The sequence below is a fragment of the Bacillus sp. CGMCC 1.16541 genome (genome assembly GCF_003184905.1).
GTDB lineage: Bacteria > Bacillota > Bacilli > Bacillales > Bacillaceae_H > Priestia.
In genome coordinates this window covers 20,741-39,871 of the sequence record NZ_QFRU01000001.1, presented here as the reverse complement: position 1 = coordinate 39,871, position 19,131 = coordinate 20,741, and the positions used below count along the sequence as shown (strand labels likewise).

23 protein-coding genes are annotated in these 19,131 nt (G+C 39.8%); 16 read left to right on the top strand and 7 right to left on the bottom strand.

Features of this window, described 5'->3' with window-relative positions; translation table 11 throughout:
- The first annotated feature begins 3 nt into the window (after positions 1–3).
- Genes cydS through cydC form a run of 3 tightly spaced genes read left to right on the top strand, consistent with a single transcriptional unit; the run spans position 4 to position 3,590 of the window.
- Positions 4–108, top strand: a complete 105-nt coding sequence (gene cydS / locus DIS06_RS20895) for a cytochrome bd oxidase small subunit CydS family protein (protein WP_378912981.1) — start codon at positions 4–6, stop codon at positions 106–108.
- Between the two features lie 54 nt (positions 109–162).
- The gene (gene cydD / locus DIS06_RS04695) at positions 163–1,890 is read left to right on the top strand and encodes a thiol reductant ABC exporter subunit CydD (RefSeq protein ID WP_110112084.1); all 1,728 of its coding nucleotides are present in this window, start codon (positions 163–165) and stop codon (positions 1,888–1,890) included.
- Positions 1,887–3,590 (top strand): thiol reductant ABC exporter subunit CydC, encoded by a 1,704-nt coding sequence (cydC, locus tag DIS06_RS04690; RefSeq protein WP_110112083.1) that lies wholly within the window; start codon positions 1,887–1,889, stop codon positions 3,588–3,590. The genes cydD and cydC overlap by 4 nt, the downstream gene beginning before the upstream one ends.
- Before the next feature lie 54 nt (positions 3,591–3,644).
- Here cydC and DIS06_RS04685 read toward each other — a convergent pair whose 3' ends face one another.
- Complete coding sequence (locus DIS06_RS04685; RefSeq protein WP_110112082.1) at positions 3,645–4,052, bottom strand: hypothetical protein; 408 nt, start codon at positions 4,050–4,052, stop codon at positions 3,645–3,647.
- 351 nt (positions 4,053–4,403) lie between these two features.
- Between DIS06_RS04685 and abc-f the strand changes: the two genes are divergently transcribed.
- A complete protein-coding gene (gene abc-f, locus DIS06_RS04680; RefSeq protein WP_110112081.1) occupies positions 4,404–6,017 on the top strand; it encodes a ribosomal protection-like ABC-F family protein in 1,614 nt (537 codons plus the stop codon).
- Between the two features lie 245 nt (positions 6,018–6,262).
- Here abc-f and DIS06_RS04675 read toward each other — a convergent pair whose 3' ends face one another.
- Complete coding sequence (locus DIS06_RS04675; protein WP_110112080.1) at positions 6,263–6,697, bottom strand: RND transporter; 435 nt, start codon at positions 6,695–6,697, stop codon at positions 6,263–6,265.
- A 176-nt stretch (positions 6,698–6,873) separates the two neighbouring features.
- On the opposite strand from DIS06_RS04675, the gene DIS06_RS04670 reads away from it, so the two are divergent.
- Positions 6,874–7,290 carry a hypothetical protein gene (locus DIS06_RS04670; RefSeq protein ID WP_110112079.1) on the top strand — a complete coding sequence of 139 codons (417 nt, stop codon included), beginning with the start codon at positions 6,874–6,876 and terminating at the stop codon, positions 7,288–7,290.
- Between the two features lie 52 nt (positions 7,291–7,342).
- Here the strand turns inward: DIS06_RS04670 and DIS06_RS04665 are convergent, their stop codons facing one another.
- Both DIS06_RS04665 and DIS06_RS20325 read right to left on the bottom strand, forming a co-directional pair.
- The gene (locus DIS06_RS04665) at positions 7,343–7,585 is read right to left on the bottom strand and encodes a hypothetical protein (RefSeq protein ID WP_110112078.1); all 243 of its coding nucleotides are present in this window, start codon (positions 7,583–7,585) and stop codon (positions 7,343–7,345) included.
- 106 nt (positions 7,586–7,691) lie between these two features.
- The gene (locus tag DIS06_RS20325; protein ID WP_204166751.1) at positions 7,692–7,832 is read right to left on the bottom strand and encodes a hypothetical protein; all 141 of its coding nucleotides are present in this window, start codon (positions 7,830–7,832) and stop codon (positions 7,692–7,694) included.
- Between the two features lie 340 nt (positions 7,833–8,172).
- Here DIS06_RS20325 and DIS06_RS04660 point away from each other — a divergent pair, with 340 nt between their 5' ends.
- Positions 8,173–9,837 (top strand): ribonuclease J, encoded by a 1,665-nt coding sequence (locus DIS06_RS04660; protein WP_275425416.1) that lies wholly within the window; start codon positions 8,173–8,175, stop codon positions 9,835–9,837.
- Between the two features lie 123 nt (positions 9,838–9,960).
- Here DIS06_RS04660 and DIS06_RS04655 read toward each other — a convergent pair whose 3' ends face one another.
- A complete protein-coding gene (locus DIS06_RS04655; RefSeq protein ID WP_110112077.1) occupies positions 9,961–10,560 on the bottom strand; it encodes a hypothetical protein in 600 nt (199 codons plus the stop codon).
- Between the two features lie 175 nt (positions 10,561–10,735).
- On the opposite strand from DIS06_RS04655, the gene spoIIP reads away from it, so the two are divergent.
- The 4 genes from spoIIP (at position 10,736) to DIS06_RS20055 (ending at position 14,593) form a co-directional block, all read left to right on the top strand.
- Entirely contained in the window at positions 10,736–11,926 is a 1,191-nt protein-coding gene (gene spoIIP, locus DIS06_RS04650) for a stage II sporulation protein P (protein WP_110112076.1), read from the top strand.
- A gap of 54 nt (positions 11,927–11,980) precedes the next feature.
- The gene (locus DIS06_RS04645) at positions 11,981–12,700 is read left to right on the top strand and encodes a vanadium-dependent haloperoxidase (RefSeq protein WP_110112075.1); all 720 of its coding nucleotides are present in this window, start codon (positions 11,981–11,983) and stop codon (positions 12,698–12,700) included.
- A 310-nt stretch (positions 12,701–13,010) separates the two neighbouring features.
- Complete coding sequence (locus DIS06_RS04640; RefSeq protein WP_110112074.1) at positions 13,011–14,342, top strand: AlbA family DNA-binding domain-containing protein; 1,332 nt, start codon at positions 13,011–13,013, stop codon at positions 14,340–14,342.
- Positions 14,343–14,434: 92 nt separating this feature from the next.
- Entirely contained in the window at positions 14,435–14,593 is a 159-nt protein-coding gene (locus DIS06_RS20055; RefSeq protein WP_162595875.1) for a hypothetical protein, read from the top strand.
- 38 nt (positions 14,594–14,631) lie between these two features.
- On the opposite strand, the gene DIS06_RS04635 is transcribed toward DIS06_RS20055, so the two are convergent.
- Positions 14,632–15,096 (bottom strand): hypothetical protein, encoded by a 465-nt coding sequence (locus DIS06_RS04635; protein WP_110112073.1) that lies wholly within the window; start codon positions 15,094–15,096, stop codon positions 14,632–14,634.
- Positions 15,097–15,216: 120 nt separating this feature from the next.
- Here DIS06_RS04635 and DIS06_RS04630 point away from each other — a divergent pair, with 120 nt between their 5' ends.
- From DIS06_RS04630 to DIS06_RS04620, 3 genes are all read left to right on the top strand, one after another.
- The gene (locus DIS06_RS04630) at positions 15,217–15,435 is read left to right on the top strand and encodes a DUF1659 domain-containing protein (protein WP_110112072.1); all 219 of its coding nucleotides are present in this window, start codon (positions 15,217–15,219) and stop codon (positions 15,433–15,435) included.
- 20 nt (positions 15,436–15,455) lie between these two features.
- On the top strand, positions 15,456–15,677 hold the full coding sequence (locus tag DIS06_RS04625; RefSeq protein ID WP_110112071.1) for a DUF2922 domain-containing protein: 222 nt from the start codon (positions 15,456–15,458) through the stop codon (positions 15,675–15,677).
- Between the two features lie 62 nt (positions 15,678–15,739).
- Positions 15,740–15,877 (top strand): YvrJ family protein, encoded by a 138-nt coding sequence (locus DIS06_RS04620; protein WP_110112421.1) that lies wholly within the window; start codon positions 15,740–15,742, stop codon positions 15,875–15,877.
- A gap of 53 nt (positions 15,878–15,930) precedes the next feature.
- Here the strand turns inward: DIS06_RS04620 and DIS06_RS04615 are convergent, their stop codons facing one another.
- Positions 15,931–16,110, bottom strand: coding sequence for a DUF4083 family protein (locus tag DIS06_RS04615; RefSeq protein WP_110112070.1), 180 nt, complete (start codon positions 16,108–16,110; stop codon positions 15,931–15,933).
- A 129-nt stretch (positions 16,111–16,239) separates the two neighbouring features.
- Between DIS06_RS04615 and DIS06_RS04610 the strand changes: the two genes are divergently transcribed.
- The 3 genes from DIS06_RS04610 to DIS06_RS04600 all read left to right on the top strand — a co-directional run bounded on the left by DIS06_RS04610 (position 16,240) and on the right by DIS06_RS04600 (position 19,082).
- The gene (locus tag DIS06_RS04610) at positions 16,240–16,725 is read left to right on the top strand and encodes a hypothetical protein (protein WP_110112069.1); all 486 of its coding nucleotides are present in this window, start codon (positions 16,240–16,242) and stop codon (positions 16,723–16,725) included.
- Between the two features lie 308 nt (positions 16,726–17,033).
- Positions 17,034–17,816 carry an HAD-IIB family hydrolase gene (locus tag DIS06_RS04605; RefSeq protein ID WP_110112068.1) on the top strand — a complete coding sequence of 261 codons (783 nt, stop codon included), beginning with the start codon at positions 17,034–17,036 and terminating at the stop codon, positions 17,814–17,816.
- 186 nt (positions 17,817–18,002) lie between these two features.
- Positions 18,003–19,082 (top strand): peptidyl-alpha-hydroxyglycine alpha-amidating lyase family protein, encoded by a 1,080-nt coding sequence (locus tag DIS06_RS04600; protein WP_239421879.1) that lies wholly within the window; start codon positions 18,003–18,005, stop codon positions 19,080–19,082.
- Positions 19,083–19,131 lie beyond the last annotated feature (49 nt).

The window sequence follows — 19,131 nt, the reverse complement described above, 5'->3', positions numbered from 1 at the left end:
GAAGTGGATACATTTTTAATTATGGTCGCTCCTGTTCTTATTCTGGTATTAACAGTAGTTGGACTGTTTGTGTGGGGAGCTAAAGGAAAGAACCCGTATGAAAAATGAACGTAAAAGTGCTCGGTAACGCGAGCGCTTTTTCACTAAAAAGAGGGGATTAAGATGAAACAACTGAAGCAAATGGCGTTTGAACAGAAAAAGAGCATACGACTTCTCATGTTATACGCGGCGTTAACGGGTTCAACAATGGTGGCCCAAGCGTATTTCTTTGTCAAAGTGGTAGATGGTGTCTTTTTAAAAAATGCATCGTTTGAAGAAGTGACGCCGTCGATTGTTTATTTGCTTGTCGTATCCTTTATACGCGTGTTGGCGATGTATGGAGGACGAAAAGCAGGTATTTCATTAGCGGCAACAGTTAAGCGGAACATGCGCATGGCACTTGTTAAAAAGATGACTCACAATCCGATTCAAGCGTCATTAAGTGGACAAACAGGCCGAAAAGTGAATACGGTGATGGATGCAGTCGATGAGATGGATCCGTACTTTAGTGTCTACATTCCACAAATGATTCAGACGACGTTTATTCCTCTCTTTATTGTAATCGCTGTGTTTACACAGCACGTGTATTCAGGGTTGATTTTATTAATTACAGCTCCATTCATTCCATTGTTTATGGCACTTGTCGGAATGAAAACGAAACAAAAGTCAGAAGAACAGCTTGAGAAAATGGCGACATTTTCTGGTCACTTTTTAGATGTGTTACAAGGGCTTGTGACGTTAAAGTTATTCGGCCGTGTGCGTCAGCAAAAGAATGAAATTGCACGAAGCAGTTTTGGGTTTCGAGATGCGACGATGCAAGTGTTAAAGGTCGCTTTTTTATCGGCATTGTCGCTTGAATTTATTTCAATGCTTAGTATCGGTCTTGTGGCATTTGAGTTAGGATTGCAAATTGTCATTTTTGAAAACGTCACGTTTTTTTCAGCATTCTTCATTTTAATTTTAGTACCTGATTTTTATTTATCGTTAAAAGAGTTTGGAAGTGCGTTTCATGCTGGACGTGGTAGTATGGGTGCGGCGAAAAGTGTCATAGAAGAGCTTGAAAAAGAAGAAGCAAACGTTCAATGGGGCGAAAACAATGTACAGTCAGTACCGCTAACAGTGAAATTACGTGATGTGACATTTACGTATGGCGAAGCTTCATTTTCATTACACAAGGTGAATGCAACGATTGAGCCGTATGAAAAAGTAGCGATTGTCGGACCGAACGGAGCTGGGAAAACGACGTTACTTCATGTGCTTGCTGGCTTATTGCAACCATCATTAGGCGACGTAATCATAAATGGGAAATCACGTGCTCATTACGAAGAGAAAAGCTGGTTTGATCAAATTAGTTATATCTCTCAACATCCGTACATTTTTGCAGGGACGATCGCAGAAAACATTGCCATTGGTAGTCGTGAGAACGCAACGCTTAAAGAGATTCAAGCAGCAGCGGAACAAGCGGGGCTCTCGTCAATGATTGAATCGTTACAGTTTGGCTATGAAACGGTCATTGGTGAAGGAGGCCGCGGGTTATCAGGTGGTGAGAAGCAACGTCTTGCATTAGCACGCGCATTCTTGAAAAAGCCGACGTTTATTTTATTTGACGAACCAACAACAGGGCTTGATTTATATACGGAACAAGTGCTTCAAACGTCGATTAACGAACTAGGAAAGCGCGCAACGGTTGTTACAGTTGCTCATCGCTTGCATACGATTCGTAATGCCGATACGATTTATTTTCTTCAAGACGGAGAAGTGGTTGCCAATGGCACGCATGATGAATTAATGAAACAAGTCCAATCATACAAAGACATGGTCACAGTACATCGAGGGGAGGCGGTAAAATGAGGGATTTAGCACAAATTGTTCGTTTAATGTGGAGTGAGAAAAAGGATATTTGGCTAACCACTTTATTTGGCTTTTTAGCAGGAGTGCTTGGCGTTGCGCTGTTTGCTTCAAGTGGCTACCTGATTTCCAAAGCGGCTCTTTTACCGCCACTTTATACGTTGACTGTCATGCTGGCTCTTTTAAAGCTGATTGGAATTTCGCGAGCGCTTAGCCGTTACGGAGAACGACTAGTTTCGCATCGTGGAACGTTTACGATTTTAGGAAACATTCGCGTTTCCTTTTTTGAAAAGCTAGAGCCGTTAACACCACGTATTTTACACAAGTACCGAAGTGGTGACTTGCTATCAAGAATTGTGGGTGACGTTGAAAGCTTGCAGAACTTCTTTTTACGTGTATTTTATCCACCTGTTGTGTTTTTGCTCGTGTTTTTAAGCACCATTTTCGTTACAACGTTCTACTCTGTATCGATTGCCCTTACGTTGTTGATTGGGATGCTTGTGACGGGATTTATCTTGCCGTTGTTTTTCGCTTTGAAGCAAAAGCGAGTGGAAGATTCCGTGCAGAGTAACCGAAATATACTGTCATCCGATGTGACGGAGTTGTTATATGGATTTCGCGATTTGAAGATTTATGGACGACTGGATGAAAAAGCAGAAAAGCTGCGTCAATTATCCGATGTGTATGTGGAGGAACAAGTCCAAAAAGAAAATCGTGCGAATCAAACACAGTCGTTCAATATGGCAGTTGCAATGCTTGTTAGTTGCGCTGTACTTGCGGTTGGTGCGTATGAGGTAGTCGTTGGGCGTTTAGATGGTTTGTATCTAGCGATGCTTGTTATGATTTCGTTAAACGTATTTGAATTTTCCATTCCAATGGCGGCTTTTCCTGTATACGTTGAAGACAGTCGCAGGGCGTCGGCACGCTTGTTTTCAGTTGTGAACGATCCACCTGTAAAAGAGGAGAAGCTACTTGACATCGAAGGAGAGTCTGTGACGATTGATGTGAAAGGTGTGTCATTTTCATTTGATGGGGTACGACCTACACTTCAAGATGTATCGGTTTCATTTCCGGCTGGGTCGAAAACGGCCATTGTCGGTCCATCTGGTTCAGGAAAGTCAACGCTATTACAACTTGTGATGAACATGTATCCAGTTAATGATGGAGACATCACGATAAACGGTTTGTCGATGAAGAAAGTGAACGCTGAAAGTTTGTGGGCAAGAAGCAACGTTGTCCTGCAAGAAAACCATTTCTTTTATGGCACGATTCGCGATAATCTGTTACTAGCGAAAGAAAATGCGACAGATGACGAGATGAACAACGCATTGAAAGTCGTTGGGTTAAACAAAGCATTACATGACGCTGTGTATGAAAAAGGAGAAAATTTATCAGGTGGAGAAAAGCAAAAGCTTGCCATTGCGCGTACGTTGTTGCGTCAACGTTCATTATGGTTACTCGATGAACCAACGTCTTCAGTCGATGTGTTAGCAGAACGTAACGTGTATGAGGAAATGTTCACTCGAGCAAAAGACGATACACTCATTTTAGTGAGTCATCGCTTAACGGGTCTTGAACAAATGGATCAAATCGTTGTGATGAACGAAGGAAAAGTCATCGAAGTCGGTTCATTTGACGAGCTTATGGCACGAAAAGGGTATTTTTACGGATTAAAAGAAGTGGAGAAGAATGTACTCTTTTAAATAAAAAGAGAGGCTCATAAATTGGAGGTTACTACCGATTAATGAGCCTCTTTGTTATGGGATAAATTTTGTTGTTCCGCTTTGAATTTCATCAATGAGAATGCGTTTACTAGCAATCGCTTCAAGTGCCGCACCTGCTGATGAGAGGGCGTTACCTGTAATCGCTAGTTGCTGACCTTGAAAAATAAGTGCTTGTATATCAGTGGATAATTCTTGCGAAACTCCGATAGCTTCGATAAATTGTCCAATGGTTTGAACCCATACTCCTGTTACTACATCTTGTTCGTTTTGTCCTCGTTCATCTTCTAATGTAAGCAATTGAGATAAAGAAGTTGCTTCAAGTGCTTGCCCTACTGCTGGAATCCAAACGGCTAGCTCTACACGCTTCTCTAAACTGCGTCGTACCGTCTCAATGTCTTCTCCTTTTTGTTTATGAGAATTGTTTGTCTTCATTTCTGGCACTTGTTTTCACCTCAACAGAGTCATTGTTTACTTATAAGTATGTAAGAAAATAGAGAAGGTGTGTAAATGTGTGGTTGACAAACTGAATGTGTTTCACATATACTAACATTATCTTACAGGAAGGGAAAGGTACTTAAGCCAATGAAGTTTTAATCCTATTTTTATAACCATTATTTTAAATTGAATGTTTAAAAATAATGATTTCTAGATAGGATTCGTCTGTTCATTTTTAAGTGCTTTCTCTTTAAACGGAATACGTATGTCCTCGGTCTCTTTTCATGGACCTAGGCATCTTTTTAGCACCTAAAAAAGCATCAGTCATCCTCTCTAGAAAGCTAGGGAGGCTTTTTTATGTTGATAGAAGTAAATAAAATTGAAAAAAGTTATGGCGATCGTCTTATTGTGAAAGTGAATCAACTAAACGTATATAACGGAGAGCGAATTGGGATTGTTGGGAAAAATGGTGAAGGAAAATCAACGCTGTTGCGCATGTTAGTGGGTGACGTACAACCTGATACCGGAACGATTCAAGTCGCTGGACAATTAGCTTATATCCCGCAACTAGAAGTGGGAGAGAAAGAGCATGTAACGGGGAAAATGAAATCGAAGTGGGATGTGCCAAAAGAAGGGCATGATGCATGGAGTGGCGGAGAAATGACGCGTCAAAAAATTGCAGCCGCGCTATCGTCAGGTGCAAATGTGATTGTAGCCGATGAGCCAACGAGTCATCTTGATGTACAAGGGATCGAGCAATTAGAGCGAGAGTTAACCGCTTTTAAAGGAGCGGTTCTCATCATTTCGCATGATCAACAGTTTTTAACGCAACTATGCACGTCCATTTGGGAACTAGAAGATGGTGAACTTCGCGTGTATGAAGGCAATTACCGAGATTATGTTGAGCAGAAAGAACATGTAAAAGAGCGACAGTTGTTTGAGTATGAGCAATATGTAAAAGAAAAGCAGCGATTAGAACAAGCTGCTTCTGAACGGAGCGAAAAGTCAAAATCGTTGAAAAAAGCACCGAGTCGAATGGGAAATTCAGAGGCAAGACTTCATAAACGAAGTGTTGGTACAAAAAAAGCGAAGCTAGATCGTGGTGTTAAAGCGATTGAAACGCGAATTGAAAAGCTTGAGAAAAAAGAAAAGCCGAAAGAACAAGAAAACATTGTGTTTGATTTACAATCGTTTCGCCACATTTACAGTAAACGAGTCATGACATTTGAACATGTTGAAGCGACAATCGGTGAGCGCGTTTTATTTGAACAGTTAAATGGGTCCGTTAAGCCAGGTTCGAAAGTGGCGATTATCGGTCCAAATGGTGTCGGAAAGTCAACATTGTTGAACATGATCCATCAAAGTCATGAAAACATCACCGTTGCGAAGCCAGCGAAAATGGGCTATTTTCATCAACAGCTTAAAAACCTCGATGAAGAAAAGTCGATTTTAGAAAATGTACAGAAAAGTAGTCGTTATACCGAAACATTTATTCGAACGGTTTTATCACGGCTTTTGTTTAAGCGAGAAGATGTGCATAAAAAGGTGTGCATGTTAAGCGGAGGAGAGCGTGTGAAAACGGCGTTAGCGAAAGTGTTTTTAGGAGATTATAACGTGTTACTTCTTGATGAGCCTACTAACTATTTGGATTTGCATACAAAAGAAGCCCTGCAAGAAGTGCTAAAGGCATATCCCGGTACGATTGTATTTGTGACGCATGACCGTTATTTTGTGAAAGAATTAGCCACTCATATTATTGAAATGGATAACAAAAAAGCCACGTTACGAGCGGTTGATCAATCGAAAGAAGCATCCCAATCTAAGCAGCAACAAGAAGCACAGTTACTCGCAGTGGAGATGGAGTTAACCGAGACGATTAGTAAGCTATCACTTGTTGTGAGCGGGCGAGAGAAAGAGCAACTAGAAGCCAAGTATGCGGAGTTGTTGAAGAGAAAACGTGAATTACTATAAAAATTAAACGAAGAGGCTCAGATATAAGTTTTTCAGTTAGTAATATATCTGAATTATCGTGAGTTATATACTTTTGATGGTTCGGAAAATAACTTTAAAAGAATAGTAGAATGGAGCGTAGGACACTCGACTGCTGCGGGAAATAGAGGAAAGGCTGAGACCCCTCAGGCACGAGGAGGCTCAGGTTCCTCTCCGCGGAAAGCGAGTGGCTCGAGCGCAATGGAACGAACTTGTTCAGTGAGTTCTTACTTTTTTACACTAAACCGTTCTGAAACAAAACGAATGAAATAAATCAAAAGTAATAACCCTCCGATTACAAAGGCAATCGCTAATCCAAGCATCCCTTGCATGCCGACCCAGCCTACTGTAAAGGTCAAGAAAAACAGACAATAGTAAAAACCGAGAAGGATGATGGCAAGAGGAATACTAAATACGTGTAGTTTCTTCCAACATTTAACGAGCCAAAGTGTAAGAGGTACGAGGATGATGAGAAGGGTAGTGTGTAACGATCCCCAACGAAACTCGGCACGCGATTGAGGACCATCTGATCCGTAGTCCGCTTCAGTCATTGTGAGTAAATCAACCATCGTGACACATGCAGTTACAATACTAAGCAATAAAAGTGCAGTAAAGATGAGCCAATTAAACGAACGTGCGGTTGTGCTTGTTTCCATTTCCATATTTAGTCACCTCAAAGGTTAGTATAGCACAAAAGGAAATTTGTGGGTTCATAGGGAATGAGTTTTGAATGACAATAGAGCTAATCAAAGATACTCGTCTAGAGAAAAAATGATGTACAGAAAGAACATCTTTTTGAAGGTATTCTCAAAGTGTACAAACTGAGGAGTGAGGCTTTGTGAAATTTGGGCAAAAAGAGTTTACAAGTCACCTACAACAAGCCATTCAGGAGAAAGAAAAGCAAATCGAAGCTTTATTAGAACGACTAAACAATGAATACGAAGCTCGATTCAATCAAGTTCATTTGACGTTTGAAACCTCATTCGAACGAGAGGGTTTTGATCCGTTTCAACCTGGTTATTCGTCTTTTATTAGTATCGGAATTAGTGAGGAAGGCGGTGAGCTCATTGATTTGCATACGGTTCCGATTTGGGTGTGTGAACGTTCGTTTCTAGGTCTTACCGTCTCAAAAAATCTTCCTGGAAGCAAAGTGACAGGTGAGCTTTTAGACGAATCCATTGAAGAAGTACAAGTAGAAGTATATGAATACGCAGAGAGTCAGTTAGTCGATATAAAAAGTGAGGATAGGACATAAGTCTTTCAGTCAATGATGGATCCTAACTGTCGCGATTTATGTCCAAGCTCTTTTATACAAATGCCACAACGAATCCTAAAAAGAAAAGGAGACCACCAAGGAATGACATCAAGATCACAGATCCTTCTTCATCAACAACGAGGATATAAATGAGAATCGGTAATGTAAAAATCCATTTGAATGCTTCGGTGTCATAAGGTTTAAAAAGTGGGATTTCTGGCATCATCACAATTGTAAAAAAGAGCCAAGGCCCAATAATTATCGAATAAAGTAAAATACGTAAAAACTTTTGCAATAAGGGTCACTCCATATTAAGAAAGTCAGATTATGTTAGTTTCATCTTCCTATTTTACCATATGGAGTCAAGAGGAAAGAGGTGCTGTTGTAGCACCTCTTCGTTATTATTGCCCATTGGCACCGTTAATTGTCACGTTACGTACATGATCATCTTCATAATTGTTGCTGCGCATTTCGGCTGCTTTATCATCCACGAGTTTCTTTTGATCCACTTCTGTTGAAGGTGTATTCTTCTTCTTTGACATGGCGAGTCCTCCTTTCCATTATTATTTTTTCTTTCTTTAGTGTGACTTATTGTCGAAAAAATATAGCTGCGTTTCACTAAATCGGTCACACTGATTTCTAAAAGAGGTCCTTACTCAACGCTGGATTTTTTCATAGAAACGAAACATCGTGCAAAGGCTACATAAAGAGGAAAGTGAGGGAACGTGATGAAATCAGTAGAATGTATCATTATTGGAGGAGGTATCGCTGGGTTACAAGCGGCGATTTGGATGCATAAGCGACTGTTAGAAGGGTTTTTATAAGAACGTAGCGAACTGACAATACTAAGAGAACCATTTAGTAATAGAAGGAGGAGTTGGTTTGAGTCAATTATCCGTTTTTGCGCTCGGCGGGTTAAATGAAGTGGGAAAAAACATGTATGTCATTGAAAGTGAGCATGATATTCTCGTCATTGACTGTGGAAATAAGTTTCCTGATGAAAGTTTGTTAGGAATTGATTTAATTATTCCTGATGTGACGTATTTAGAGAAACACAAAGAAAAAGTAAAAGCGCTCATTGTGACACATGGTCATGAAGATCACATTGGAGGAATTGCCTATTTTTTAAAAAAGGTCAATGTTCCCGTGTATGCGACTCGATTTACGCTTGGCTTAATTGAATTAAAGTTAGAGGAACATAAGCTATTGGGTGAGACGGAACTGTTTGATATTCACTCTGATTCTCACCTTACGTTTACCGATATGGAAGTAGACTTTTTTAAAGTAAATCACAGTATTCCAGATTGTTTAGGCATCGCATTTAAAACATCGCAAGGAACGATTGTACATACGGGCGACTTTAAATTTGATTTAACGCCAATGAATAATGAATATGCAGATTTACATAAAATTGCTCACCTCGGAGAAGAAGGAGTGCAGTTGCTTTTATCAGAAAGTACAAATGCCGAGCGACCTGGCTTTACGCCATCTGAACGAATTGTCGGTGAGCATATGGTAGAAGCGTTTAAAAAAGCAAAAGGAAAAGTCATTGTGTCCACATTTGCTTCAAATGTAAACCGGGTGCAACAAGTCATTGATGCATGTAAAGCGACAAGAAGAAAGCTTGCATTGCTTGGAAGAAGCATGGTGAACGTCGTGGACGTCGCGATTGAAAGAGGCTACTTACATGTTCCAAAAGCGATGCTCATTAGCGCAGAGCAAATCAATGAATTAGATTCTAAAAAAGTTGCGATTTTATGTACAGGAAGTCAAGGTGAGCCACTAGCAGCACTTGCACGTCTATCAAATGGCACGTACCGAGGAGTGGAGGTGTACCGAGGTGACACTGTCATTTTAGCAGCTGGACCGATTCCAGGAAACGAACGAAGCGTATCTCGTATCGTTGATAACATGTTTGCATTAGGAGCAAATGTCATTTATGGCACGGGTAGTTCAACGAGTATGCACGTATCAGGACATGGGTATCAAGAAGATTTAAAGTTGATGTTGTCGCTCATAAAGCCGACTTACTTTATTCCCATTCACGGTGAATATCGCATGCTTCATCATCATTGTTTGTTAGCGGAATCTGTAGGTGTTGAAGAAAAGAACATGTTTATTTTAAAAAATGGCGATGTCGTTGATCTTGAAGATGGAGAAGCTCGTCAAACACGAAATATACAAGCAGGGAATACGTATGTAGATGGTGTTGGAGTAGGAGATGTAGGCGAGATTATTTTAAAAGATCGAAAGCAATTAGCAGAAGATGGCATGCTTGTCATTATTTTAACGATGAGTAAAGCGGAAAAGAAGTTAATCTCGACACCAGACCTTGTGACGCGTGGCTTTGTATACGTAAAAGAGTCGGAAGTATTGCTTAAGAATATGACGAAACTCATCACAAGCACTGTGAATGACATGGAGTTAGTCGGACACAGACGGGAATGGAACGAAATCAAACAAAACGTCAAGCGTTCAGTCAATCAATACGTGTACACGCACACGAAGCGAAGACCGATGATTTTACCGATTATTATAGAAGTGTAAGATAAGAAATCGATCTAGTTTAACAGTATTTGAAGATGGTTAGTATTTAAAAAGAGACAGTCTCACGTGAAATGTCCTTTATAAAGGGTTCATTTTACAGGTGAGATCGTCTTTTTTTTATAATTATTTTAACGAATCAACAAGGTCGCGTAATTCTTTAATCGGTCGAGCGTTTAGTTGACTTTTGTAAGGTTGAAAGTCAATTTCTCCTAATCGTGTGGCCACATCGTATTCACCAAGGAGTGAGTCGAGCATAAGAAAAGCGGTACCAATGTAGCCTTCCTCTTCTTCAGTATAGCCTTTTATGTACACGGTAAGATCAATGGTTTCCTCTTCCGCTCCATTTGTGGAGTGAAAATACATGTCATCCACTGTCAGTGCAATGTCTCCATGTTTGACTTCATAATCGTCTGGATGACGCTGACGAAACGCGATGATGTCAAAATGAGGGAGAGGTGGAGCTTCTTCTACAAGTTGAATCACATGAGGAAACGCATCAAGCATCCCATCTGCGCTAATAATAAATTCGCGTTTTCCATCTATCAAATCGACACTCAATTCAAAGGTTAAGTCCATGTGTACTTTTGAAAGGTGTAGACCTAAATTAAAAAGCAACGGCTCGTATTTTCGTTCATCTAACTCATAGTACTTATGAGCATTCTTTTCAAACCATTTCCAAAACTTCTCTTCAGGTGTTGTCTTTTTAAATAGTTGTTTAAACATAAAACCTCCGCAAATTGTCTTTTCTTTATTATACAAATCTTGTTAAAAACTTTCTATCAAGTTTTTACGCTTTCTATCATAATGAGGAGTTTGACACATAGACTAATAGAGACATGAACATGAAAACTAGTAGAACGTTTTGTTGATAGAATGAGATCTTGCAGGAGGTCCTGTTATGAAAAGAAATAAGCAACACCCTCATAAAGGTGGGTTTTTCGTTGTTACATCGCGCGCGTTAATCATTTCGGTTGTGGTCGTCTTTATGATGTCTTCAGCCATTGCTGTTGTCAGTTATTCTGCTTTTAAAGATCAGTTTCGATCTTCTATTATTTATCAAACACTATCCAACTATAAAGCACAAAGTTTGTTTTATTTAATTACCCAAGAAAACCATCATTTTGCACAAGCGCTCGAATCCGACTTTCAACCTGTTCCGTTTTCGTCTGTCGCACTAGAGCTTGCGACAAATATACGAGCTCGTGATGTTCGAAGTTTGTTAGGTTCAGAGTTACCAGGGTTTCGAAAGTTTGATACCAATATCATCATCGCGGGTGAAGGGACCGATTACACCAACATTCCTCAAGAATCGTCTCCGCCACTTGAAACCATTTTAGAAGAACGTGAACTTGCTAAAAAAGAAGTTGAAACCTATGAAGAAAATGAAAAAAGTCGAGAAAATGCGCCTCCACCAACGATGACAACAGGAGAAAGAAAAGTCGTCTACCTTTATCACACCCATAGTTGGGAATCATATTTGCCTCTTTTAGGAATGGAAGGGGAAGCGAACGCCAATAAAGCGGTGGATAATAAAACCAACATTACGCTCGTCGGTGATATTCTTGGAAAAGAATTAGAAGCGCGTGGAATTGGATCAACAGTGGACAAGACAAATATGACGCAAAAGCTTGGAGAGAGAAAGTGGAAAGCACCAAAGTCGTATATGATGTCTAGGGAAATTGTCGCTTCTGCGATGCAGCAAAATCAACACTTAACGTACTTTATTGACATTCATCGTGATTCACTACGTAAAGACAAAACAACCGCAACAGTCAATGGAAAGTCCTATGCGAAAACCGTATTCGTATTAGGAGAAGGAAATAAAAATTATGAACAAAACTTGCAACTCGTAAAAGACCTACATGAGCGACTTGAAGCAAAATATCCTGGTTTAAGCCGCGGTGTTTTTTCTCAACCAAAGACAAGTGGTCGAAATGGCGTGTATAACCAAGACTTATCACCGAACGCCATCTTAGTCGAAATGGGTGGGGTTGATAACAACATGGAAGAGTTAACGAATTCTGCAAAAGCACTGGCTGATGTGTTTAGTGAAATGTATTGGGAAGCTGAAAAAGTGAATGTACAGTAAGCGTGTGTTTGTTAGAGGTGAACAAATTGTACAGAGATAAAAGGGGGAGAAATGATGCGAACACCGTATCGAAAATGGTCAGCGTATCCGTATCAAGGGGAACAAGTGCCGCCAGTCGGATTAGCAGAAGCAGGAAGTTGGGAGTTGTTTTTTCTAAAAAGGAAAGGAATGAATGAATTTACCGATCCTTTTGGAAGACCAATTCAATGGGCAATTAAAGATCCGAATGAAATCAATTGGAACGAAGAGATGACAATGGTACAGCGAACGCTTTTAACGTCTAATCCACAACAAGCGCAAATCGCCACGTATTGGGGAACAGGAGAGCTGACTGAAAAAGTGACAACGACGATTTATCGGTTAGGAGGGGCTTATCGACTTGGCTCTCCAGACATTGCACGAATGCTTGCTTATTATCATTCCGCTGTTCATGATACGTGTGTCATGACGTGGTATTTAAAATATTTATGGGATGTAGCTCGTCCGAATCAATACGGTGTTCCTTTACAAACGGTCCTGTTTACACCGAGATTTCCTGGTTATCCTTCAGCTCACGCGACCATTGCAGGTTGTTCAGAAGAAATCATAGGATATTTGTTTCCGCAACAAAAACAACAAATGCGAATGAACATGGAACAAGCTGCTATTTCGAGGTTGTATGCGGGTGTTCATTTTAAAGTCGATAACGATGAAGGTTTACGATTAGGGAGACAAATTGGGAAAATGGTTGTCAATGTGATGAAAGAGAATGGCGTGAAAACGTACGGGAGATAGAGAGAAGAGCTACGTTCGAAGATAAAGCAACTAGTTGACTTAGCTCATGACACCCTTGCCGATAAAATCCAGTCGTATCAATGGATAAAGAGGCAAGGGTTGTTGCATGTACACGTTCTTTTTTCGCTTTGGTCACTTCTGTCTAACCTCTTTTCGCATGTTTTAAAAGCTTGGTCATATATATAACTACAGATGAAAAAAAGCTGTGGTGATGATAATGGGAAGTGAGACGATGAGCCGGACTGGACCGGCAATTTACATAGCCGATCAATATGAACGGGTAGAGAAAGGGAACAGGGGGAGGAATGGAATGATTGAATCGTTTTATTCACCATTTGTGACGAGAAGTGGGCGAAAGAAGACGATTTTTGAAATTAAATTTAAAGATGTAGAAGCTATGATTGAAAATGACACAGAAGAAGGCTATCAGCTTGAATTCAAACGAGAAATTAGCTCAACTGTACGTCGTAAAATTCCTAATATCATCGCATCGTTTGCGAATGAAATGGGTGGGTGGCTCATCTTTGGCATTGATGAAGATGAAAAGAAAGTTCATCTCATTGAGCGGAAGGACTATGAACTATTTATCAACAATATGTTAAAAGATGTGACCAACCCTGTTCCACGCATCGTTACTCGCTTTTTAGCGACAGATGATGACCCGAATCAAGGTGTACTAGTCATTTGGATTCCAGAAGGAAATAATCCTCCGTATATTTCATATGGGAAAATTTATCGGCGTGTTGGCAGCGGTTCGTCACCTGTCACCGAAATTGAAGATCGCTATCATCTAGATCGCTTGTATCAAAAATCAGAAGACCGCATGTATAAATTAGAAGAGTTTTGTACGAAAGAGTTATCGATTTATAACCGAAAATGGCCGATGCATGGAAAAAATTATGTGCATTATGGCATGTGCAACATTTACATCATTCCGCTTTATGATTTAGATTTGCTGCAGCAAATGAACACTGATATGTTAAAGCAGCATATTTTAACAAAGTCACTGGAAATGAAAGCATATGAGTTAGAGGACGGGGTACAAGTGCGGGCCAATTTGCCGTTTTTAAAAGCTTCTCATTCTGCGGATTCGATTATTTTCAGGAATAATGAAATGATTGATTCATACGATAAGACGATTGCGTGGGAGCAGTTTTTTAACGGATCTGCAAAATTTCATATTCCGATTCCATATGTAGATGAAGTAGATAAAGTGAAGCGTGTGTTAAAACAGTCTGTTCCTAATTATGTAGATGAGAAGATTTTTGAACAATTTCAATACATTGACGGTCAGTTGTTTTTAACTGCTCTATTAAGTTGTTTTGGTGAGTATTTTGATTGTATTACCGGTCTAAAAGCAGAATGTGACGAGATGATTGTGGTGATTGATTTGGAAAATGTGCGAAATGACGTGCTTTATTTTCATCATGAGCCTTTTGTCTCGTTTTTACAAAGTGACGGACTCGTTTTTTCAGACAAAAATAAATACCGATTTAATAAGTCGTTTGTCTCAACACAAGTTGAAACGAAGCGACCAGGCGCATTGTTAGCCTACTTCGACTCTGTTATTCATGCGTTTGGATTATCTCAAACGGATGGGATTCGTTTTTTTATTCACCAACTTTTAGGTGAAAATAAGTAAAAATGTGGATGACATTTGAGGAAGATATGATAAAATGAGGACAATGTTTAACGTAGTGTGGCAATCATGGGGAAAACAAGGGGAGAAGATTCATGAAAAAAGTCACCTCCATCCTTCTAATCGTCGTAGCATTAATTGGTCTAGGAGGAACAGGAGCTGCTTATTATCATCTAGAACAGAAGCGGCAAATGAATGAACAAATGATTGATGACGACGTTCAAGGGGTAGAAGAATCGTCAGTAATAAAGTAAACAAAGCCGAGTGCTCTTTTTGAGTACTCGGCTTTGTTTTAAAGTAAATGAAACAGCGAATTCGCGTGTTTCGTTTTTGTGTACAAAATGATTGAATTATGAGCGAGGTATGCAATGGTAGCGGTTGAGAAGATCGTGACAATGCCACGTATGTAGCGGTTTTTTCGCGTTTTTTTTACATAAATCCATATCATTGTCAAAAGAACGAAATACACCCCAACCATCATAAGTCGCTGCTTAATGGATGAAATGTCATTCACTGTATGACGAAAAAGTTGAAGTGCTTCGTTGTTTAATTTTGTTTCACTAATTTCACTTTTGGTGTTAGAAGGTGAGATCCCCACATCCCACGCATAATGATACATCCGTTCGTCATGATGTTTATACACGGTGTAAAAATAGTCTCCGCTTTTTTGTGTATCAATTGTGCTTCTGTTATCTTCTGAAAACACCGCGTGCGGAAGGACAAACAGTATCAGTAAACAAATGATCCACTTTTTCATCGTAAAATCCTCTTTCTCTATGTAACATCCTTTTTTATTATAAAACAGAAAAAAAGTTTCATCTACCACCCTCTTTTCCTATTTTCATTTCTATATATAGAGTGAAAGGAGGGTGATCACATGGCAACGAAAGTACAAGATAACAGTCAATTTAGACTAGTGTTTGAAGATGGAATGAAAGTAGATGGCAGTCCAATCTTCAAAACGAAAACATTCAACAACGTACGTCAAGATGCAACAGCAGAAGAGTTAACTGCAACAGCAGAAGCAATCGCAAGTCTTCAAACGAAGCCGCTTGATGCGATTGAAGAAGTTATCACGTATCGTATTTACAAGTAATCAAATAAGGAGGAGAACGAATGTTAACCAAAACATTAACGCTTCAGTTTGTGAACCAAGAACAAAAAGCGGCCAGTGTTTCCATCAACAATGTAAAAAATCCACTTGAGGCAACTGATGTTCAAGCCGCGATGGATGCAATTATCGCAAATAACGTGTTCGTCACAACCGGTGGTCCACTCGTTGAAAAACGAGGAGCTCGTATTACCGAGCGTCAAGTGACAGATATTGAATTAGTGTAAGGAATCTAGAACCCCTCTAGCCAGCTGGTACGAGGGGTTTTTTGATGAAAGGAGAGGGTGAGATGGTGGAATGGTTTTCGTTCATTCAAGATGTTGGCTTTCCGGTTGTGGTGACACTTTATCTATTGCATCGCATTGAGTCGAAGCTCGATTTAGTTGTTACCTCGATTCAAAAGCTGCCTGACGAAATGAGTAGATAAACAAGAAGGTCGTGTCAGAAGAAGCAATGAAAAGCTTCAAGGACACGACCTTTTTACCGTTCTTTTTCCTGTTTTTCAAGTAGTTCAATGATTCGATCAAGCTTTTGTTCAATAGAAGTAGGTTGTTGCTTTTTCTTTGAAGTAGATAAATAAACGAGTAAAAAGAGTATCGCAAAAGTACTCATTACAAATATAATCACTGCCACAAAATATCTAATCCCTTCGATATCCATAACCATTCCTCATTTATTGTAAAAATTTAACTTATTTGTATAATGACTGTAAATGGGTGGTCGTCTCAATAAGTGAGTGTTATACTTTTGACAGACAAGAATGACCATTCACATGGAGAGGTGATCAAGATGGAATCATTCAATAAGTACGATCAACAAATAGCTGATACGATGTTAACATGTGACAATCAATTTGAAGCAAACGTTCGTTATTATGACATTCGTCAAGAGGCACTTGCGACATTAACTAAAGTCAGTGAACAAGTTGAAGAGTTCAACATGGACTATTCAGCTGAAAGTATACAAGTATTGGAATTATTATATTACGACTTAGTCGAAATAGACCGATTCTCTGTTTTTAATACAACAAAACAAGAATTTGAACTCTGTTTAGGGGTGTACCTAGGAGAAGCTGTTATCGCACATAACGAAGGTGCACAGTGGACTGTACAGCCGTATGAAGCGATTGAAGGGAAATACATGATGGGCATTGAAAAAGGACGGTTTACACTTGTCGTTTCAAGCGGATTTGTCGACCTGTATGAACGCTATCCCGAGTTTCGTTTTACTGTGTATCGTGAATTTTTGATGTTTGGGCGTAGAATGTCACAGTGACCACCCGAACTTCGTCATCATTTGTCGATTGTCTGTATTTATCAAGCATCGGCTGTTCTTCTTATTGGGTGAGCGTAAATCAGTTGTTAAAAGAAGAAGCATAAGGGGAAGAGGTATCTTAGAAGGGAGAATGGTGCCCTTTTTGGATACTTTTTTTGCATGATTCAGTAAGTTTAAAGATTGTAGGAAATGTTTTTTCTTTTGGTGAATGAAAAGAGAGCTTGTTGTATAATGAGTGGTAGACAATGGGAATTAGAATTAAGGGGATAGAGAAAACAGTTCCTCGGAAAAGGTGAGAGGTGGACAGTGTGAAGGTTGTATTTGATTTAGATGGAACGATTTGTTTTAAAGGAAAGCCATTAACGAAAAAAATCGTTGAAGCATTGAAAGAGCTTGAAACACAAGGACACGAAGTCATTTTTGCATCTGCAAGACCCATTCGGGATATGCTTCCTGTGATCGATGACAGTCTTCAGCACGTTACCATGATTGGTGGAAATGGCTCCCTTCTTTCAAAACAAGGAAAGTTGCTAGAATCAGTTTCGTTTTCACCTGAACAAGTAGAAGAGCTGTTGCGTTTGATTCATGTTTATGAAGCTACGTATTTAATTGATGGGGAGTGGAACTATTCGTATACAGGCGATGCTTCTCACCCTATCTTACAAAATGTTGACCCAGCCTTACTTGCAAACATGGTGGATGTACATGCACTAGGGTCGATTGTAAAAGTACTGCTTTTAAGTGCGACAGATATGGAAGCATTCGCGAAAGAAGCGTCCAAGCTCGATATTGTGATGCATCGACATCACGCTGAGAATGTACTAGATATGAGTCCATCAAACGTTGATAAGTGGACCGCTCTCCAAAAGCTGGGACTGATCGAAGGAGGCTATGTCGCATTTGGCAATGATGCGAATGATATCACGATGTTTCAACATGCTGCTCATTCAGTCATGATTGGTCACCACGAACAATTAGCACCATATGCATCAGAAGCGATTGCGTGTGATGAAAACGTAGAAGAAAACATTATCTTAACATTAAAGCAATTAACGACAAGTGAAAATCGTCAAAAAGTTTCATCTCACTAAAGTAAATGACGAGGTGAAACATATATAAGTAGCACATCTCATTTGGTGTGCTGCTTTTTTATGTTCTTTCTACATCTCAAGTCTTATTTGGATTCACGCTTAGGTCCATTGTTAGGAGTGAGTTGTATTGTTAAGATAAGGTTTGTAGAAGATAAGTGGAACATCAAAGAGAGGACGAAAATAGTTGTGAATGTTTTTAAAAAAGGAATCGTAGTGGTGATTGTGGTCATAACCGGTGTTGTTTTATGGGGAATGAGTGGAGGTTCAGATGTCATTTATAAAGAAAAAACGCAACCCATTGAAACGTCACCGAATTATGAGGCAAGCATAATGTGGCCGAAAACGCCATTGGATAAAAAAGAAGCGGGAGAAGCGAGTGGTGTCGCTGTTAATAGTAAAGGCGATGTATACTATTTGCACCGATCAACAGGGCAGTATGGGGGAGATGAGCTCATTCAAGAGCCAACGGTCGTAGTCATAGATGGGCAAACTGAAAAGGTGAAAGCAAAATGGGGACAAAATGTTTTTCAATCTCCACATGGCTTAGAGATTGATGATGAAAATAACGTATGGATCACGGACGTTTCGTTAAATAAAGTGTTTAAGTTTGATTCGGATGGTCAGCTGCTTGCGACATTCGGAGATAATTATTCATTTGCGACAGAAGCGCTTCTTCGCATTCGAAATGTCATGCCGGACTTTCCGACGTTTATGAGTGAATCGACATTCGCTCGGCCGACCGATGTGACCGTGCTAACAGATGGGTCGTTTGTGGTCAGCGATGGTTATCGCAACCGACGCATTGCGAAGTTTACAAAAGATGGACAGTTTTTATGGGAAGTGAATGAATTAGGGTCAAAAGAGGGTGAGTTTCACTTGCCTCATGGGATTAGTCGTGATCATGAAGACAATCTTTACATTGCAGATCGAAGCAATGCTCGCATTCAAGTGTTTAATAAAGATGGACAATTTCAAGCGAGTTGGGAACAGCCAGAATTAGGACGTCCGTTTGGGGTTGAAGTAGGCGAAGAGCAAAATGTGTACGTCGTAGATGGTGGTGATTCGCTTTATCCAGATGCAAAAGAAAAGAAAACAAGCCAAATCGTTGTACTGAATCGTAACGGAACAATCATTGAGCGATTTGGACAATGGGGAACGGATGTTGGTGCTGTTAAAGTTCCTCATGATATTGCGGTTGATCAACAAGGGAATGTGTATGTAGCGGAATTAGAAAACGAGAGGTTGCAGAAGTTTAAACGAAAATGATGAGTCATATGGTCATGAAAAAGCGATAGACATGTGCGTCTATCGCTAT

What these genes read in the sequence shown, in the direction of transcription:
- cydD (WP_110112084.1), top strand. Translation starts at nt 163, where the DNA reads ATGAAACAACTGAAGCAAATGGCGTTTGAACAGAAAAAGAGCATACGA.
- cydC (WP_110112083.1), top strand. Translation starts at nt 1,887, where the DNA reads ATGAGGGATTTAGCACAAATTGTTCGTTTAATGTGGAGTGAGAAAAAG.
- abc-f (WP_110112081.1), top strand. Translation starts at nt 4,404, where the DNA reads ATGTTGATAGAAGTAAATAAAATTGAAAAAAGTTATGGCGATCGTCTT.
- DIS06_RS04675 (WP_110112080.1), bottom strand. Translation starts at nt 6,697, where the DNA reads ATGGAAATGGAAACAAGCACAACCGCACGTTCGTTTAATTGGCTCATC.
- DIS06_RS20325 (WP_204166751.1), bottom strand. Translation starts at nt 7,832, where the DNA reads ATGTCAAAGAAGAAGAATACACCTTCAACAGAAGTGGATCAAAAGAAA.
- DIS06_RS04655 (WP_110112077.1), bottom strand. Translation starts at nt 10,560, where the DNA reads ATGTTTAAACAACTATTTAAAAAGACAACACCTGAAGAGAAGTTTTGG.
- spoIIP (WP_110112076.1), top strand. Translation starts at nt 10,736, where the DNA reads ATGAAAAGAAATAAGCAACACCCTCATAAAGGTGGGTTTTTCGTTGTT.
- DIS06_RS04645 (WP_110112075.1), top strand. Translation starts at nt 11,981, where the DNA reads ATGCGAACACCGTATCGAAAATGGTCAGCGTATCCGTATCAAGGGGAA.
- DIS06_RS04640 (WP_110112074.1), top strand. Translation starts at nt 13,011, where the DNA reads ATGATTGAATCGTTTTATTCACCATTTGTGACGAGAAGTGGGCGAAAG.
- DIS06_RS20055 (WP_162595875.1), top strand. Translation starts at nt 14,435, where the DNA reads ATGAAAAAAGTCACCTCCATCCTTCTAATCGTCGTAGCATTAATTGGT.
- DIS06_RS04635 (WP_110112073.1), bottom strand. Translation starts at nt 15,096, where the DNA reads ATGAAAAAGTGGATCATTTGTTTACTGATACTGTTTGTCCTTCCGCAC.
- DIS06_RS04630 (WP_110112072.1), top strand. Translation starts at nt 15,217, where the DNA reads ATGGCAACGAAAGTACAAGATAACAGTCAATTTAGACTAGTGTTTGAA.
- DIS06_RS04625 (WP_110112071.1), top strand. Translation starts at nt 15,456, where the DNA reads ATGTTAACCAAAACATTAACGCTTCAGTTTGTGAACCAAGAACAAAAA.
- DIS06_RS04620 (WP_110112421.1), top strand. Translation starts at nt 15,740, where the DNA reads ATGGTGGAATGGTTTTCGTTCATTCAAGATGTTGGCTTTCCGGTTGTG.
- DIS06_RS04615 (WP_110112070.1), bottom strand. Translation starts at nt 16,110, where the DNA reads ATGGATATCGAAGGGATTAGATATTTTGTGGCAGTGATTATATTTGTA.
- DIS06_RS04610 (WP_110112069.1), top strand. Translation starts at nt 16,240, where the DNA reads ATGGAATCATTCAATAAGTACGATCAACAAATAGCTGATACGATGTTA.